The following is a 14,774-nucleotide window of genomic DNA, read 5'->3' as shown; positions in this document are numbered from 1 at the left end:
ACGTTGGGCACGGGATTCAGTCCGGAGGAAGGTCTTTGGGCCAGGAAGGGATGGGCCGGTCGGCCCTGCTAAACCGTGCCCTGACATGAGAAAGCCCCGGGTGACACACCCGGGGCAGACACACTTTATGTCCTATAGGCCCACGCCGAGGCGTGATGCTTGGGACTAGACAGTTGCGACCGCTGGCGCGCCCATGGCTGGGACAGCAACCGGGTGGGTGCCGGCCATGGTCTCGATGACACGGACTACCTGGCAGGAGTAACCGAATTCGTTGTCGTACCAAACGTAGACGACGGCGTTCTTTCCGGTGGCGATGGTGGCGAGGCCATCAACGATGCCGGCACGGCGTGAACCAACGAAGTCCGAGGAAACGACCTCGGGCGAATCAATGTAGTCGATCTGCTTGTGCAGTTCGGCACCCAAGGAAGCATCGCGCAAGTAGGAGTTGATCTCTTCCTTGGTAGTCGCCGTTTCCAGGTTGAGGTTCAGGATTGCCATGGAGACATCCGGGGTCGGTACGCGGATGGCGTTACCCGTCAGCTTGCCTTCGAGTTCCGGCAGCGCCTTGGCTACGGCCTTGGCCGCACCGGTTTCGGTGATCACCATGTTCAGCGCAGCCGAACGACCGCGACGCTCACCCTTGTGGAAGTTGTCAATGAGGTTCTGGTCGTTCGTGAACGAGTGAACCGTCTCAACGTGGCCGTGGATGACACCGAAGCGATCATTCATGGCCTTGAGCACCGGGGTGATGGCGTTGGTCGTGCAGGAAGCCGCGGTGACGATCTTGTCTTCGTCGGTGATATCGGCGTGGTTGATGCCGTGGACGATGTTCTTCAAATCGCCCTTGCCCGGTGCGGTGAGCAGCACACGGGCAACACCCTTGGCAGCCAAGTGCTGGGACAGTCCAGCTTCATCGCGCCAGCGACCGGTGTTGTCAACGACGATCGCGTTATTGATGCCGAAGGCGGTGTAGTCAACGGTTGCCGGGTCATTCGAGTAGATGACCTGAATCAGGGTGCCATTGGCGAGGATGGTGTTGTTTTCCTCGTTGACAGTAATGGAACCGTCGAAAGGCCCGTGGACGGAGTCGCGGCGCAGCAGTGAGGCGCGCTTGACCAAGTCGTCGTCGGAACCCTTGCGGACAACAATGGCGCGCAGGCGCAGTCCGTAACCGCCGCGCTCAATGAGGATGCGAGCCAGCAAGCGGCCAATGCGGCCGAAACCGTAGAGGACGACGTCGGTGGGCTCGGCATCCGTGGCACCGGCCTGACCGACCTTTTCACCCAATTCGGTGGTGAGGAAATCAATCAAGTTCGTGGAACCGGACTCGACGAACTTCTTGTTTAGGCGGCCCAAATCGATGGAGACTGCACCCAGGTTCAGCGTCTCGATGGCCTGAAGAATGGGCATCGTCTGCTCGAGCGGAAGCTCGGCGTCTTCAATGCGGCGAACCACGCGGTGTGCCTTGAGGATGTTGATGGCCGACTGGTTGATCAGCTTGCGGCCGTAAATGGAGGTCACCACGTTGTTGTTGCGGTACAGACGACCGATCAACGGAATCATGGCCTCGGCGAGCTCTTCGCGCCCGCTCCATTCCTGTAGGGCTTCGACAGACTGCTGGGTCACTGAAAATCCTTCCAAATCAGCCGGCGAGTGATCCTCAAGCCGGTTGCTACCGTAAAAGCACCTTTGCAGAAACGGTTGTTCTAGGGGTAGTCAGGATCATTCCCCCGCGGGACCATGTCCCACGTTTCATTCTAGTATGTGCTCGCCAAGAACCACGCCTTGCTTCGGTGAGGTCTCTCACATCAACGATGCGCCCACATCCCCCTGGGGCAGATGCGCAGGTTGAGATCAGTCTCGATAGGTGGCCCGCCGAAAACGGCGTGCTGATTTTGCACGGAAAATACGTCCGTCCCCTCCTCGCCACAAGAGAGCCGTTGAGGGGTCGAATCAGGGAAGACAAATGGTGCGAGTTAGCGACTAGCGCGGACTCCACGGCTCTACGGGCGGCCCATCCGTGCCGTCGGCGTGCTCGTGAGGATGAGCAGGTGGTCGGTGAATGAAACCCTCCAGCGGATCCTTATCCTGCCCCTGTGCGGACTCATGAATTTGCCGCTTTTGTTCTTCAAGGGCCTGCTGCGCTGCAGCGCCTGAAGGCATGTAGAAGTTGTTTAAAGCATCGAACAGACCAGATGAGCCACCGCCCGTACCTTCGCCGGGGAAGGTGAACTTAGAAGCAGCCCAGAGCAGGCCAACACACAGCACCGGTATGCCAATCAGCCAGTAGAGCCACTCCATGTCCTGAAGTCTAGTGCTACTGCCCCGAATCTCGAGGGCTGTCCAGGCTAGGGACAACGGTGTTTCCCGGACGCGAAATCGTGATGTTCTGGTCCCGAGTGCGCAGGAACAACATCAGCTAAGGCCGTTCAGGGTCGCAAGCTATAGACCCGTGTTCGAGGCGCAAATAGTGCCACGGATTCAGGCATACAAACCCTTATCTCTGGCCGAAAGAAGCGCCTGTAACCCCCTGAAATTCATGGGGTTACAGGTTTAGTGAATGGACGGGATGGCGCGCAGTCGGGTTTTCGAAAACCCGCGCGTCACACCGACCGCCTATACGCGAGATACTCCCAAGCAGTCTACGAATCCATCTTCAAATCATCTTCCGGCCAATTGCCGAGGGTTAAGCATGGTTCGTTTCCAAGGCTGGCGTTTAAGAAGGTAGCGGCACATCGTCGGGTGTGCCGCTACCTGTTTCTTACTGCTGAGCGCTCTTACGAAACGCTCTGCCATTTCATTCAGATCTGACTCGTTCTCATTACCATAAACGTCGATCGGGTTATCCCGCTCCGAAATAAGATCAGCGATTGCCTCTAACGAGGCACACGCGTTCACGGTTCCCCCAAGGGTTTGAATAACAAGTACTCCAGTAATTCTAACTGCCCAATACTTCGCGACTGTTAGGTTTTCATAACGCTGTTGTAACTTAAACCTTTGGTGCGCAAGGCGTCCTACAGGAAAGCCGATCATGCCACACGCCCCGGCCTCGACACTGCCATCGTATGGTTCAGCCTGGAAGTGGATGACGGCTACAACCCTGAGCACACTGGTCGTGCCGATGTATTCGGAGCTTCTTATTGACGGTCGCAATTCGAACCTCGCCATTTCCCTGAAGACGAGAACACGCGGTGGAACCGACACATCACGAGATAGGTTCCAGACGAATACGTCCGGCGGATCATCTCGACGGTCAACTTGGTGTCACTTTGGGGGCGCTTTAGAACCCACAGACCCCATGATTTGGCCCTATTTGTCCATCATCAGCACGACGCAAAAAAGGCCCGCATCCCTTTAGTTGCAGGGGATATAGGCGGATTGAATGGACAGGATGGCGCGTACGCCCAATTTGATACGTGGGCAATCGCCAACGGAATAGATACTTTCGCCGACTTTGACCAGTGGGCCTTTGACCTAGGAGGCACGTGGTGAGCACACCAGCACACAGCGCCGCACCAGACAGCCCCACCGCAGCATCCCCGCTACGGCAGGGTGGCGGCTTCTTCAAGTGGTTCTCCGGAATCGCTGACTGGATCCGAGCGCTCTCCCCCGCAGGCGAGCCCTACACCACCGAATGGTGGGCTGGCCCCGGAAAGATTGACCAGGTCATGGACCTCGTCACCTCCGACTGAGACGTCACCGCCCTCGCCTGCTGCAGGGAAGGACGGTGGGTTGACCTGCAAATTCGGATCGTCTACAACGGCGCACAAATCACAGTCCCCACAAATGGCAACATCGGCAACGTCCTGATCGGCACCCTGCACACCGGGTTCCGGCCACGGTACGTGGGGGCGCTATCCTCCGCACACGTAGGAGCGATGGCCTCCGGCTTCGCCCACGAGAACGGAGACTTCTCCCTCTCCGCCGTGGCCCCCGATTACACCAGCCTGCTAGCAGGATCGGACTTCACCCTGCAAGGCTCATGGCGCATGGCCTCCGTGGACAACACCTAATGGGCACATCAAGCAGCACGCTCCTCCGAGCAGTAGCAGCCTCACGAGAATTCACCACCGATAACGCCGGCACCCTCGAAGCCATCGCCGAAGTCCGCGGCCTGCTCGAACTACTGGCCGCGGCAATTGATGAGCAACAGGTCGACGTCGGAGAAATCCAAACTGCCCTGATCGCGGCGCAGACTACTCTCGCCCGAATAGTCACCACTCAAGCGGCGCGCACCACCGCTTTCACTGGGATCGTCGCGACGCAGGCCAACCACACCATCGCGCTTTCAGACATCACCGCCATGCAGACGGAGCATACTGCCTCGCTCGCGGACTTGCCCTTCATGAAGACACAGATCCAAGCCATATACGACGCTGTCGTGACACCGTAAGAGGTAACCCTTTTGGGACGCAATATTGAAATTGATGGACGGCTCGGCGGCGGCGCCGCACACGAGATCCTCTTCGGTGAGGTCACAATCGAGTCCACCGCCCTGCGCCAGGAGGGCACCAAGACAGTCTTCCCGGGTCCGAAGACGTACGGCATCAGCAATGGTCTTGCCACGCTGGTAGATGTTGACGTGTCCCCGGCAGGTCCGGAGCCGGAGTGGGCGTACCGCGTCACCTTCCGCGATCACCAGTCCGGCAAGGGCTGGTCGGAGTTGATCGGTGTCCCGGCAGGCACCTCCGCGCTCCCGTATTCCTCTGACTTGGTACCTCGCTTCACTACGGCGATCCCGGCAGAAACGACTGCGGCAATGGTGCAGAACTGGGTAGATACCACCGAGGCCGCGAAGGCAACGGCCGTTGCTGCTGCAGCCGAGGCCACGGCGCCGACGGATGCCATGGTGGCCGGGAAGTTTACCGATCCAACCAGCGACACGGCACTTGCATTGGACGCCAACTTTGTTGGCACTGACGATATTGAAATCACTCAGGTGTCGGTCGGATTCAACTTCAAGGCAGGTTCCCCAGACAACGCAATTGCTCCAGACGTTCACGGTTCAGTGATCGCCGGGGATGGCTACCCTGGGCGAGAGAACGTAATTGGCCGTGGGGTCATCGAGAACGTAAACACTTCCGCAAGCAACGTCCCTCTCAACCTTGCAGACTTGCTTCAACCGGATGCGAACGCCCGCGCCAACCACTCTTACGTCGCTGATTACGACAACGTTGCCGCGGGTCTTAAGTCGGTGATCCTCGCGGATCATTCATACATCAGGGCGGGCGCGACCCACAACGGCATTCTTTCGGGTGCCGTGCACAAGATCGACGTGGGCGATTTCTCGATCATTCTTGGTGGGTACGGCAACTGGATCAAGAACGGCGATTATTGCGTCAGTGTCGGCGGACTCAACAACATCATTGATGTTGCCGTGGGCGGCTTTGCAACGACTGGCGGCAACGGCAACGAAGTTACGGGCAGTGGCGGAACCGCGTTCGGTGCCAGCAACAAAGTTGCGGGCCCCGGAGGATTTGCTGCCGGAACGCTGAACCAAGTAAACAGTGGGTCGGCTTTCGGCCAATCCAACATTGCTTCAGGTGCCGGGGCGATGGCGTTCGGCAACTACAACGAGGCCACCAACACCTACTCCTATGCTTCCGGTAACCAATCCAAGGCGACTGGGCAGGGCGCCTACGCAATGGGCGGTCTATGTGAAGCAATCGGCTCGAACTCGCATGCCATGGGCTTGCAAGCGGTGGCCCGTAAATCGGGGCAGAGCAGTCGGGCTAATGGTGCGTTCAGTGTTCCAGGGGACGCGCAGACCTCGGAGATTATCGACAAGTTGCAGACCACCGCGGGTGCCGCCGCTTGCTTCCCGAATTCGTTTGCACTCGAACCAGGGCATACGATCCAGTACCGATTTATGATCACCGCCCGCGACACGGCAACTGGCGACTCCAAGGCATGGACTCTTGGAGGTGTGGCGAAGCGGGTCGGGACGGGGGCTGCTGTGGCGGTCGGCGGGTCGGTGCCTGCTGCGGTGCTTGTCGCTGGCGATGCAGCGGCTTCGACGTGGAATGCTCATGCGGCGGTGGCGGTCAACAGTCTTCTGCTATATGGAACTGGCGAAGTGGGAAAAACTATCCGATGGATAGCCCGGGCCGAATACGTCGAAGTCAGCTGACCGATCCGTTGCACCAATCCAAGGAGCACCTCAATGATTAGCAGTAATAGTCAAATCGTGGCCGACGAACTTGGCGAAGCAGACAAATACTCGCTGGCTAGCGCTTTCATATGCCTCAGCCCCACGCTCAACCCAGAATCCGCCTTCTCCCTGAACCGTGATGTTCGTGGCGATGCGCAGCCTGGATCGACCAATGGAGATAACAATGTTTAGCCTTTTTGAGTTACGACGGCTATTCAGGTTTAATCACACGGTGGACCAAAGACAGAACGACCAGCGACTCATGAGCTCGAAACAAATGGAGCTCATACTCGAGCAACTGAATACCAAGGTATCTCTGCCTTGCCATCGCTGCGGAGAGAGTATGCAATCGCTTCAACCCGGGTTCGGTCAGATCAACCTTCAAGACATGTCCACGAATATCGTTTTGGGAGGCGGTCCAAGTATTCCTGTGGTGTATGTCGCCTGCGGAAATTGTGGTGTTGTGAGCACGTATGCCCTCGGCGCACTGGGGCTTCTCAACCACCCTGAGTTCCACCGTGTCTGAGCAGGGCGGTCCTTCACTTCCGGTTACGCAGCCGAGGATCGCGCAGCACATTGACATGGTAGAAGACCTCAACAACAGATTGACCTATCAGAGCAATCTTGGGGTCGTTCTAGTGGCAACCACCAAAGACAAGATCGACAACGTACTCCACAGGATGTTGCCAAAATACCGGACCCAATATGCATGGCAGGGTCCGCTCGGCATCATGCTGACTTTGATCTTGACGATGATCACGGCCGAGTTTCGCCCGTTCCTTGGAGTGTCCGCCGAAGCGCTTAACGGTGCGTGCGGAATAGCTACGATCGCGGTTGGGGTGTACACCGGTTTCAAGTTGGCGGGGAAGTGCAAATCTGTCACTCAAGACGACATCGTAGATGCCATCGTTCAAACGCACGACGCACGTGACCCCAATCTCATCTCTGGTGACATGGACTAGCTTCCGGACGCCAGAAACCTGAAGCGTTGGCACGTGGCAAGGCCTTGGACGCGCCCGTCCTATCTGCAGGGGTGGCGCTCAGCGAGCACTATGAGTCTTCAGGTTGTCGATACGCGAGTTTTGCTTCCAAGCTGAGGGCATCAAAGTTCTTCCATTTTGAGGGAACACCAATCGCCTCTCGATGCGCCATAAAAAGAAGGGCCGGGACCCTCGCCTTTGCCAAGCCTGAACCCCACTCGTCCATCACCCAGGACTTGTCCACATACTTACGTTTCACATAGAGGCCAAGGACGTCATACATCGCCAGTGCACGGTTAATTTGGTCATAAGCTCGAGGGTCGGAGCTCAGTAACTCGCTGGGGTCCTCCGGTGAGTTGATCTTGTTGAAGAGAAGTCTCCGGCCGTTTTGAATGTCCAGGGAGATCAGGCTGTTGTGGATTGACAGGAACATGTCTTGCCGAGATTTTTTCCGGTTGAAACTCAGCGCAGAGAGCGACACTACGAGCGCAGCCCCCGCTAGAGCCGCGGTAAGCCATTCCTTGAAGCCCACAGTGGAACTCGGGCGAGCGTCCGCCCATAACTTTTCCTGTATTAGGAAACAGACAACGAACCCGATCGCAAGTCCGGTGCAAAACACGAGTGTCCAAATTTTTCCCATTCGATAAGTGTAGTTCTGACCGGAATTATTCAACTATCTGTGCCCGTCACAATCCTGTGGCGGGCTTTTCCAGTGCCCCCTCCCGAAAGGCAACCATGCCCAACCTCAAGGCGGTGCCCATTGCTTGACGAAGTCCCCTGGCAAGCACTCGGCGTCCTCACCCCATCAAGTCTGCTCGGACTAGCCATCTGGCTGATCCTCACCGGGAGGCTTGTAGCCAAGTGCCTCTACGACGTGATGGTCAAAGTGAAAGAACCCTGGCGTAGCGCAGCGGAAACACAAAAAGAAACCAACGCCGTTCAAGCCCGCACCATCGAGAAACAAACCATGGTCGGTGAATCCGTCATCAAGGTGATGGGCGCCGTCCAACAGGCCCGGGACGGTGACCCAGTCTGAAATGGCTCCGACGATTCCGACACACCCCCGACGACAGCAACGAAGCATTGGCCGCGAAAATCGAAGCCACCGTCGAACACAAAGCCGCCCTAGATCGGTTCGCCGAAGCCCGCGACCAGTCAATACGGCTCGAATAAATCAACGACCGCAACCACTTCAGCGAATGCCTAGCGGATTCATTCACAGGCAAATTCCGGGAAAGGCCCCTATGACTCTGCAACCCATAACCGGAATCCTGATCCTCGCCGTATTCCTGTCGACGCTAGGCGTGATGATCGGCTGGCACCGACTCGGCCGGGGCGCATGGAGGCACTACGTAGCCGGACGCGCCCTAATGGGATTACTCGCCACCCAGTCAGCAATCACCGCACTGGCAGCCGTCAGCAGCTTCTTCCCATCCTTCCCCGGACGGGCCCACGTATACCTCGTGCTGTATGTCCTGCTGATCGGTTCCGTGTGGGCCATCGGCTGGACCATCTTCCGAGAGCAAAGACGACACCGCAAATAATCGGTTGAAAATATACCGGAATTAATACCACCCCAAACCCGAGGCCAACTGGCCCGGGCTTTTCTTTTGCCCGAAGGAGGCTGTCTTGCGAGAGCAGCTAGTCAAGAGTTCTGCCCAGATCTACGACGGCACCGATCAGTGCACCAGCATCACGATCCACGAGACCGCGAATGAATCTGTGGGTGCCGATGCCCAGGCTCATGCCAACCTGCGAAGTAACGGCAACGTTCACCAAGTATCTTGGCACATCACCGTGGACGACACCGAAGCGATCCGGTCCTACCCGGATACCGCACAGTGGTGGCACGCCGGCACGCGTGAAGGCGCTGAATCGAGTATCGCCGTGGAGATCTGCGTGAACTCAGACGGCAACTACGACAAAGCATTCGCCCTGGCCGCCGAAGTGGTTGCCGGCCTCCGCGCCAAGCACGGTATCCCCCGCAGCAAGGTGTACGACCATGCGCACTGGACCGGTAGGAACTGCCCCTCCGTCATGCGTGCCACCGGCCGATGGCAAGAATTCCTCAACCTCACCGAAGGAGCAAACCCAACCATCGGAACAATGGTCAGTCCGTTCGAAGGACGCCTCACAGCGAACCACCAAGACCGCGGCGGGTACAAAGGCCATAAGGGTTTGGACATCGCCCCACCCAAGCCCGGCCAGACCCGCATGCCGGTATACGCTGCGTTCGCTGGAACGTGGAAGAAGATCGTTCGCAACGTCAAGGCAGGCAACCGGGCTAGTACGTTGGCGCCGGCCCGCACCGGAGGCGGCGGGCTCATTGCCAACCCTGACGGTGAGGGCAACGGATACAACCACGTCGATATCCTCGATGCGTGGAAGGTTGGAGACAAGGCGGCCGTCGGCGATCTGATCGGATACAACGACCTGTCTGGGAACCAGACCGGCGCGCACGTGCACTTTGAGATGTGGAAGGACTGGGAGGACCACAACTCAGATTACGATCCTCGCGACGCATTCGATGCTCACGGCGTGCGGCCAGGTTCCGCACCCAAGGGGATCATCACGCCCGTTGCCTCCAAGCCAAAGCCGAAGCCGAAGCCCAGCACCTCGAAGCCGAAACCCGCCTCAAGCGTCAACTCTCGAGCAGACAACACCGCCATCCAAACTGCCCTGACTTAGATGGGCATCCATGTTGGCCGTCAGGACGGCGTCGACGGCAACCTCATGAAGGCTGGCGTCAAGGTCTTCCAGAAGGCCCACGGCCTCCACGTGGACGGCAAGTGGGGGCCGAAGACTCAGGAAGTATTCGAGCTCAACGAACGCATCCAGCAAGCCCTCCGAGATAAGGGCTACACCATGCAGATCGTCGACGGTTTCAAGGGCGCGCAGACCACCGCCAACATCCGTGACTGGCAGGGCCGCAAGGGCCTGTACGTCGACGGCATCGCAGGCCACAAGACACAGAACTCACTCGGACTCTAGGAGCCAACATCGAAACCGAACTACTCACCACCGTCATTACCGCAGTGTTCGCAATCATCTCCCCCGTCGTCATCCAGTGGCGGAAGCAACCGGGCTGGCCCACCCTGATCAAGGTGGGCTTGCCTGTCCTGGTATCGCTGTTTATCGCTATCGGCTATCTCATGGCCTCGGGCGCGCTGGCAGAGCGGCAGCTCCTCCCGGCCTTCCTCATCATCTACGGCCTGCAGCAGCTCGTGTTCAGTACCATCGTCAAGAACATCGCTGCATTACGCGGCAACGATGGCAAGCACGAAGTTGACGAATCCCTAACGGACGATCAGTAATCAATAGCTCCCCGCCCTCATTCGTGAGGGTGGGGAGTCGTTGTGTGCGGTGCTGATATGAGTATCGCTAAGAATGTGTGGCGCTGAAAGTTGAGAGTGATGTGACGAGAATCTTAGCCTGAGCGAAATATGCAGTGTGTTCCCATACCGATGGGGCATCATAGACATATGACGAGCTCAAATATAGTACGGTCGCAGATCCTCAAACCTGCTGATATGGCTCTCACCTCGAACCCTGTCAAGGGTGGGCACTTTGAAGACTGCATTATCCAAGGACCTGCCGTCATTACTTTTTTAGGAAATACTGAGCTCACTGGATGCGTGTTCGAAGGTAACGCCGAGAGTCTTCTCTGGGAAATTGATGCCGAAAGAACATCGATTCTCGGTGCTGTGGGGTTTGAAGATTGCCAATTTACACGGTGCCATTTTAGAGGCGTAGGTGTCGCAGGGAACCGAGAGTTTCTTGACTCCTTTATTCAACTGTCCGCGTTCGGAGATGATGTCAAATGAGCACTTTCGCTTTGACAATGCCATCAAAAGACAAGCAGCCAATTCTGCACGCTGCAAATCTCCTAGTGGAATCAGCCGGCACATTGCGTGAAATTAATCTACGTGTGGATGAACTGCCTGCTGTCGGACACGCGGATAAAGGATTAGCTGTTTTCAGGTTTGCAGGGGCTGAAGAAGAGCTAATGAAAGTCACTGGCCTAATTGGTACCCGGATCCGCGTCCAAGACGTGTCTCTGACCGCCATGGCCCAGTTTCCAACTCCTCAAATAAGTAGGGCCGGTGAGGATGTGACCAGAATTCAACATCCGAACTTGAGTTTTCGCCAAAAAGTGAGTCTTTTCCTTGATGGGGCCACCTCGATCATGACTCTCGGATCTGAGAAGCCAAAGAAGCTATCTGACGCAGAAGTCCAGAACAGAATTCAACGCCGGCGCAACTCCTACCGGCGGTACATCGGAGGTCGTGAAGAGTGATCTCGCAGCGGACACACGACCAGAAGATCGAGTATGAAACGATGGTGCACGATCAGGCCCTCGAAAATCGTCGGATGACTTACTGGATGCGGGGACAAATCTGGGCTGGTTGTATCACTTCCGTAGCCATCGGAGGAAGCATTGCCGCTCTCTTCTACGGAGCAAACGGCTGGGCTGTAGGAATCATAACTACAGAGTTCGTCGCACTCATGGCACTGTTCCTTAGAAAGCAAAACAAGAAGGACTAAAAGTTTCAAGCCTGCAAAATATTGTCACACCCAAAATCGTGGGTATGTTACAGCAACCACGAATGCGCCCCACCCCTCACCAGGTGGGGCGCAGTTGTGCGCTCAGGAGGATCAAAACTCGGTCGCTAGTTCGCCCCGCGACTAGTCAGATCCGTTCGGTTGGAAGCCACTAATGGAAGCCGCCCAAGCAGGAATCTGGTGCGTACTGACCAATCTGCGTCCAAATGCCCTTTCGGCAAGGCGATCCCTCATGCCGGTGTCAGGCACGGTCGGCAAGCCGGCTCCTTCAAACGAGACCTTAACGGTGTCGCCGATCCGGCGGATAGCGGCGAATTCAATTTGCGGATCTTCTTCCTGCGCCATTGAAGTTATTTCCCGCCATCCAGTATCGCCAAAACTCATTTCTTCACCAGATGATGAAGTAATAACGGCACGCCAGGTTCCCGGATCAATTTTCGCCAGAAATTCTCCATTGCCAACCGTTGCTTCAGGTCCTACGAACTCCCGGTGCAACCCGCGGATACGCAAGTAGATGGGGGCGCCATTGCCAACCGCGTCCACAATAGGAGATAGCATCTTTCGTTCTTCCAAGTGACCGCCCAGAATGACCTCATGCACGCCACTCAATGCGTTGTCCCACGTCACCATGGCTTCACGTTCGCCCTCGGCGCGCTTCGACAGTTGCTCCACTAAGGTGCGGAGGCCTCCAACGCAGGATTCCAGCCCGGCAATCAGTTCATCGATCTCGTCAATCGTCACGGATTCGTGGGCCGGTTTACGACTGCGGAACAAGCGCTTCTGGTCCCCTTCGCCTCGCTCATAGTACGAGTGGACGACACGGTCCCTCATATCATTTAGCTTTTTGATCTCAGCGAGAAGCTGACGAAGACTCATGCCCGGAGAAACTTCAGTATCTATGGGAAAACCAGATTGCCCGGTCAGATCTTTAACGAGTGCCCGTTTCTGATCAAGAGAGTTCTTCCCGACAAGCAGCTGGACACGAGTCGGGTCCAACGGATGGAGTAGGGCGATGAGCGCCTCAACTAACCATTCGTCGACTTCCGCTTGTGTAAGCGCAACGAGACCAACCCTTTGGGCCAGGTCATTGACGCCGCTCATTTACTGCTCGGTGATGTCGAGTTGTGCTTGCGTTCTATGACGAGCGAGTCTCTCATGTGAGTGATCATATCCCAGGCCGCTAGACAGCCTGCAGAATAATTTCCGCGCACAAATCAAATATCAGTTGAATGAGGGGGTGTGCGAATAGCCCGCCTTGGCGATGATGGTGCGGCTGTTCTGGGCTATGCCGCAGCCAGTTTCGGTTCCCGAACGCGCCAGCCGCCGGTGGGCGCATGATGGATCAGCTCCCACGTGACCGGCTCCGATGTCCTGGCACCCAATGAGACTTGGACCTGCCACACAAGCGGATCGATCCGGAACGGGGAAATCTTAGGCGCACGCAGCTCAGACTCCAACCAGTTGAACCGTTCGAACCATCGTGTAGGCTCGGCGACTATATTCCACACGCGCCCCTGCCGACGCACCCTCAACGGCTGGCCAGCCGTCGTGAACTGAACTTCCACACTTTCCATGGGAACGAACATATGATGCGCTTCCGACAGGATAGAACTAGGCTTCGATTCCCACCTCGAAAAGTGAGCGGATTCTGTAGCGGTTTTGTAGCGGATGAGGCGCGACACGCCGGGCTTTTGGGGGCTATTAGACTCCAAGTTGAGACTGTACAAAACAGCCTGCATCCCTTATAAACATAAGGACTACAGGCGGATTGAATGGACGGGATGGCGCGTACGCCGGGTTTTGTACCGCGGTCGGTTACCCGAATCGCGGCGGCGATCATCTATCTAGGAGTACCGTTGCCGGCACCCTCAAGCGGTCCACCCGACTACATAGAGCGAACAACCCAGTAGTCTGTCTGACCTTGCTCCGGGTGGGGTTTACCAAGCCATTCCAGTCACCTGGAATGCTGGTGGTCTCTTACACCACCGTTTCACCCTTACCCGCATGAATGCGGGCGGTCTATTCTCTGTGGCACTAGCCTGCGGGTTACCCCGAGTGGGCGTTACCCACCACCCTGTTCTGTGGAGCCCGGACGTTCCTCGGGCCACTTACGTGACACGCGATCGTCTGGCCATCCCGTCCAGCAAACAAGTCTAGTCGTATTTGAGTGTGCACCTAACCAGATGAACAGCTCCTCAGCACCAAACGAAGGGATCACCACCAGCCGTTGCGTATAACAGCGGGAGGCAAATAAGAGAATGCCCCCACCTCCGACTAGGCTTGATGGGTGCTGATTCTGCTTCCGCCCTCAGAGGGCAAACAACCTGCCGAAAACGGTGCTCCCTTCGACGCTGAGACTCTGCAGTTTGCGGAATTGAATCCGTACAGGCATCAACTGCTCTCGGCCTTGGCTGAAGTTTCCAGCTCGGAGAATGCACTCGAACTACTGGGTGTCGGCAAGTCATTGGTGGCCGAAGTAGTCCGCAACATCGGACTCCATACAGAGCCGGCCGCTGCCGCACACACCGTCTATACCGGTGTGCTTTACGAGGCGCTTGGCTACGAACGCCTCGATGCCGAAGCCCGCCGTCGAGCCGATGCCTCCATTTTGGTCATCTCTGCCTTATGGGGTGCCGTTGGTTTTGCCGATCGGATTCCGGCCTACCGGCTCTCGATGTCAGTGAATCTTCCGGCCATCGGCAAACTGGCTAGTTGGTGGAAACCAAAGCTTACGCCTTCGCTTAATGCTCGCGCGGGAGATGAATTGGTGATCGATTGCCGTTCCAGCACGTATGCCGCAGCGTGGGTGCCACCGGTCGAAACAACGGTCACAGTTTCCGTGTTCCAGCTGCGCGGAGGAGTGCGCAAAGTCGTTTCCCACTTCGCGAAACACACCCGCGGTGAATTTGCCGCTCATCTGCTGACCCGTAAGCAGGAGGTGAGGACCGCCGAGGAACTGCTGGTCGCCGCCCGCGAACGCTGGGATGCTGAACTCGTTACGGGCACCGCGAAAAAGTCCCACCAACTGAATATCATCTTGCCCGAGGACCACGCCTTCCGAGCCGTCGGCAGCTAACGAT

At 57.1% G+C, this 14,774-nt stretch carries 17 protein-coding genes and 1 other RNA gene; 13 read left to right on the top strand and 5 right to left on the bottom strand.

Annotated features, from left to right (window positions below; genetic code table 11):
• Window positions 1–165: 165 nt before the first annotated feature.
• Together HED64_RS17025 and HED64_RS17020 are read right to left on the bottom strand one after the other, a co-directional pair.
• A complete protein-coding gene (locus tag HED64_RS17025) occupies window positions 166–1,626 on the bottom strand; it encodes a glyceraldehyde-3-phosphate dehydrogenase (RefSeq protein ID WP_168153165.1) in 1,461 nt (486 codons plus the stop codon).
• Window positions 1,627–1,983: 357 nt separating this feature from the next.
• A complete protein-coding gene (locus HED64_RS17020) occupies window positions 1,984–2,301 on the bottom strand; it encodes a hypothetical protein (protein WP_168153164.1) in 318 nt (105 codons plus the stop codon).
• Window positions 2,302–3,488: 1,187 nt separating this feature from the next.
• Between HED64_RS17020 and HED64_RS17015 the strand changes: the two genes are divergently transcribed.
• The 6 genes from HED64_RS17015 to HED64_RS16995 all read left to right on the top strand — a co-directional run bounded on the left by HED64_RS17015 (window position 3,489) and on the right by HED64_RS16995 (window position 7,113).
• Entirely contained in the window at window positions 3,489–3,692 is a 204-nt protein-coding gene (locus tag HED64_RS17015) for a hypothetical protein (RefSeq protein ID WP_168153163.1), read from the top strand.
• 186 nt (window positions 3,693–3,878) lie between these two features.
• Window positions 3,879–4,013 carry a hypothetical protein gene (locus HED64_RS20105; RefSeq protein WP_281069257.1) on the top strand — a complete coding sequence of 45 codons (135 nt, stop codon included), beginning with the start codon at window positions 3,879–3,881 and terminating at the stop codon, window positions 4,011–4,013.
• Window positions 4,013–4,393, top strand: a complete 381-nt coding sequence (locus HED64_RS17010) for a hypothetical protein (protein WP_168153162.1) — start codon at window positions 4,013–4,015, stop codon at window positions 4,391–4,393. The genes HED64_RS20105 and HED64_RS17010 overlap by 1 nt, the downstream gene beginning before the upstream one ends.
• Window positions 4,394–4,405: 12 nt before the next feature.
• A complete protein-coding gene (locus tag HED64_RS17005; RefSeq protein ID WP_168153161.1) occupies window positions 4,406–6,130 on the top strand; it encodes a hypothetical protein in 1,725 nt (574 codons plus the stop codon).
• 33 nt (window positions 6,131–6,163) lie between these two features.
• Window positions 6,164–6,343: a hypothetical protein gene (locus HED64_RS17000; protein WP_168153160.1), complete on the top strand. Its 180-nt coding sequence runs from the start codon at window positions 6,164–6,166 to the stop codon at window positions 6,341–6,343.
• A 326-nt stretch (window positions 6,344–6,669) separates the two neighbouring features.
• Window positions 6,670–7,113 (top strand): hypothetical protein, encoded by a 444-nt coding sequence (locus tag HED64_RS16995; protein WP_168153159.1) that lies wholly within the window; start codon window positions 6,670–6,672, stop codon window positions 7,111–7,113.
• Window positions 7,114–7,201: 88 nt separating this feature from the next.
• On the opposite strand, the gene HED64_RS16990 is transcribed toward HED64_RS16995, so the two are convergent.
• Window positions 7,202–7,564 carry a hypothetical protein gene (locus HED64_RS16990; protein ID WP_168153158.1) on the bottom strand — a complete coding sequence of 121 codons (363 nt, stop codon included), beginning with the start codon at window positions 7,562–7,564 and terminating at the stop codon, window positions 7,202–7,204.
• 327 nt (window positions 7,565–7,891) lie between these two features.
• Here HED64_RS16990 and HED64_RS16985 point away from each other — a divergent pair, with 327 nt between their 5' ends.
• From HED64_RS16985 to HED64_RS16960, 6 genes are all read left to right on the top strand, one after another.
• Entirely contained in the window at window positions 7,892–8,167 is a 276-nt protein-coding gene (locus HED64_RS16985) for a hypothetical protein (RefSeq protein WP_168153157.1), read from the top strand.
• Between the two features lie 208 nt (window positions 8,168–8,375).
• Entirely contained in the window at window positions 8,376–8,675 is a 300-nt protein-coding gene (locus HED64_RS16980) for a putative phage holin (RefSeq protein WP_168153156.1), read from the top strand.
• A gap of 85 nt (window positions 8,676–8,760) precedes the next feature.
• Entirely contained in the window at window positions 8,761–9,819 is a 1,059-nt protein-coding gene (locus tag HED64_RS16975; protein ID WP_168153155.1) for an N-acetylmuramoyl-L-alanine amidase, read from the top strand.
• Window positions 9,820–10,122, top strand: coding sequence for a peptidoglycan-binding domain-containing protein (locus HED64_RS16970; protein WP_281069256.1), 303 nt, complete (start codon window positions 9,820–9,822; stop codon window positions 10,120–10,122).
• Between the two features lie 119 nt (window positions 10,123–10,241).
• Window positions 10,242–10,445: a hypothetical protein gene (locus HED64_RS16965; RefSeq protein WP_168153154.1), complete on the top strand. Its 204-nt coding sequence runs from the start codon at window positions 10,242–10,244 to the stop codon at window positions 10,443–10,445.
• Between the two features lie 506 nt (window positions 10,446–10,951).
• Window positions 10,952–11,428, top strand: a complete 477-nt coding sequence (locus HED64_RS16960) for a hypothetical protein (RefSeq protein ID WP_168153153.1) — start codon at window positions 10,952–10,954, stop codon at window positions 11,426–11,428.
• A 389-nt stretch (window positions 11,429–11,817) separates the two neighbouring features.
• On the opposite strand, the gene HED64_RS16955 is transcribed toward HED64_RS16960, so the two are convergent.
• Together HED64_RS16955 and rnpB are read right to left on the bottom strand one after the other, a co-directional pair.
• Complete coding sequence (locus HED64_RS16955) at window positions 11,818–12,795, bottom strand: hypothetical protein (protein WP_168153152.1); 978 nt, start codon at window positions 12,793–12,795, stop codon at window positions 11,818–11,820.
• 672 nt (window positions 12,796–13,467) lie between these two features.
• An RNA gene (gene rnpB, locus HED64_RS16950) (RNase P RNA component class A) lies at window positions 13,468–13,833 on the bottom strand.
• Between the two features lie 148 nt (window positions 13,834–13,981).
• On the opposite strand from rnpB, the gene HED64_RS16945 reads away from it, so the two are divergent.
• Window positions 13,982–14,770 (top strand): peroxide stress protein YaaA, encoded by a 789-nt coding sequence (locus HED64_RS16945; RefSeq protein WP_168153151.1) that lies wholly within the window; start codon window positions 13,982–13,984, stop codon window positions 14,768–14,770.
• Window positions 14,771–14,774 lie beyond the last annotated feature (4 nt).

Source organism: Paeniglutamicibacter terrestris (assembly GCF_012271785.1).
In the GTDB taxonomy this organism is placed as follows: domain Bacteria; phylum Actinomycetota; class Actinomycetes; order Actinomycetales; family Micrococcaceae; genus Paeniglutamicibacter; species Paeniglutamicibacter terrestris.
Note: the sequence above shows the minus strand (reverse complement) of the source record. Positions and strands in the feature narration are given on the sequence as shown.

Coding starts and splice junctions, on each gene's coding strand:
- HED64_RS17020 (WP_168153164.1), bottom strand. CDS start 2,301: ATGGAGTGGCTCTACTGGCTGATTGGCATACCGGTGCTGTGTGTTGGC.
- HED64_RS20105 (WP_281069257.1), top strand. CDS start 3,879: ATGGCCTCCGGCTTCGCCCACGAGAACGGAGACTTCTCCCTCTCCGCC.
- HED64_RS17010 (WP_168153162.1), top strand. CDS start 4,013: ATGGGCACATCAAGCAGCACGCTCCTCCGAGCAGTAGCAGCCTCACGA.
- HED64_RS17000 (WP_168153160.1), top strand. CDS start 6,164: ATGATTAGCAGTAATAGTCAAATCGTGGCCGACGAACTTGGCGAAGCA.
- HED64_RS16990 (WP_168153158.1), bottom strand. CDS start 7,564: ATGTTCCTGTCAATCCACAACAGCCTGATCTCCCTGGACATTCAAAAC.
- HED64_RS16980 (WP_168153156.1), top strand. CDS start 8,376: ATGACTCTGCAACCCATAACCGGAATCCTGATCCTCGCCGTATTCCTG.
- HED64_RS16970 (WP_281069256.1), top strand. CDS start 9,820: ATGGGCATCCATGTTGGCCGTCAGGACGGCGTCGACGGCAACCTCATG.
- HED64_RS16960 (WP_168153153.1), top strand. CDS start 10,952: ATGAGCACTTTCGCTTTGACAATGCCATCAAAAGACAAGCAGCCAATT.
- HED64_RS16955 (WP_168153152.1), bottom strand. CDS start 12,795: ATGAGCGGCGTCAATGACCTGGCCCAAAGGGTTGGTCTCGTTGCGCTT.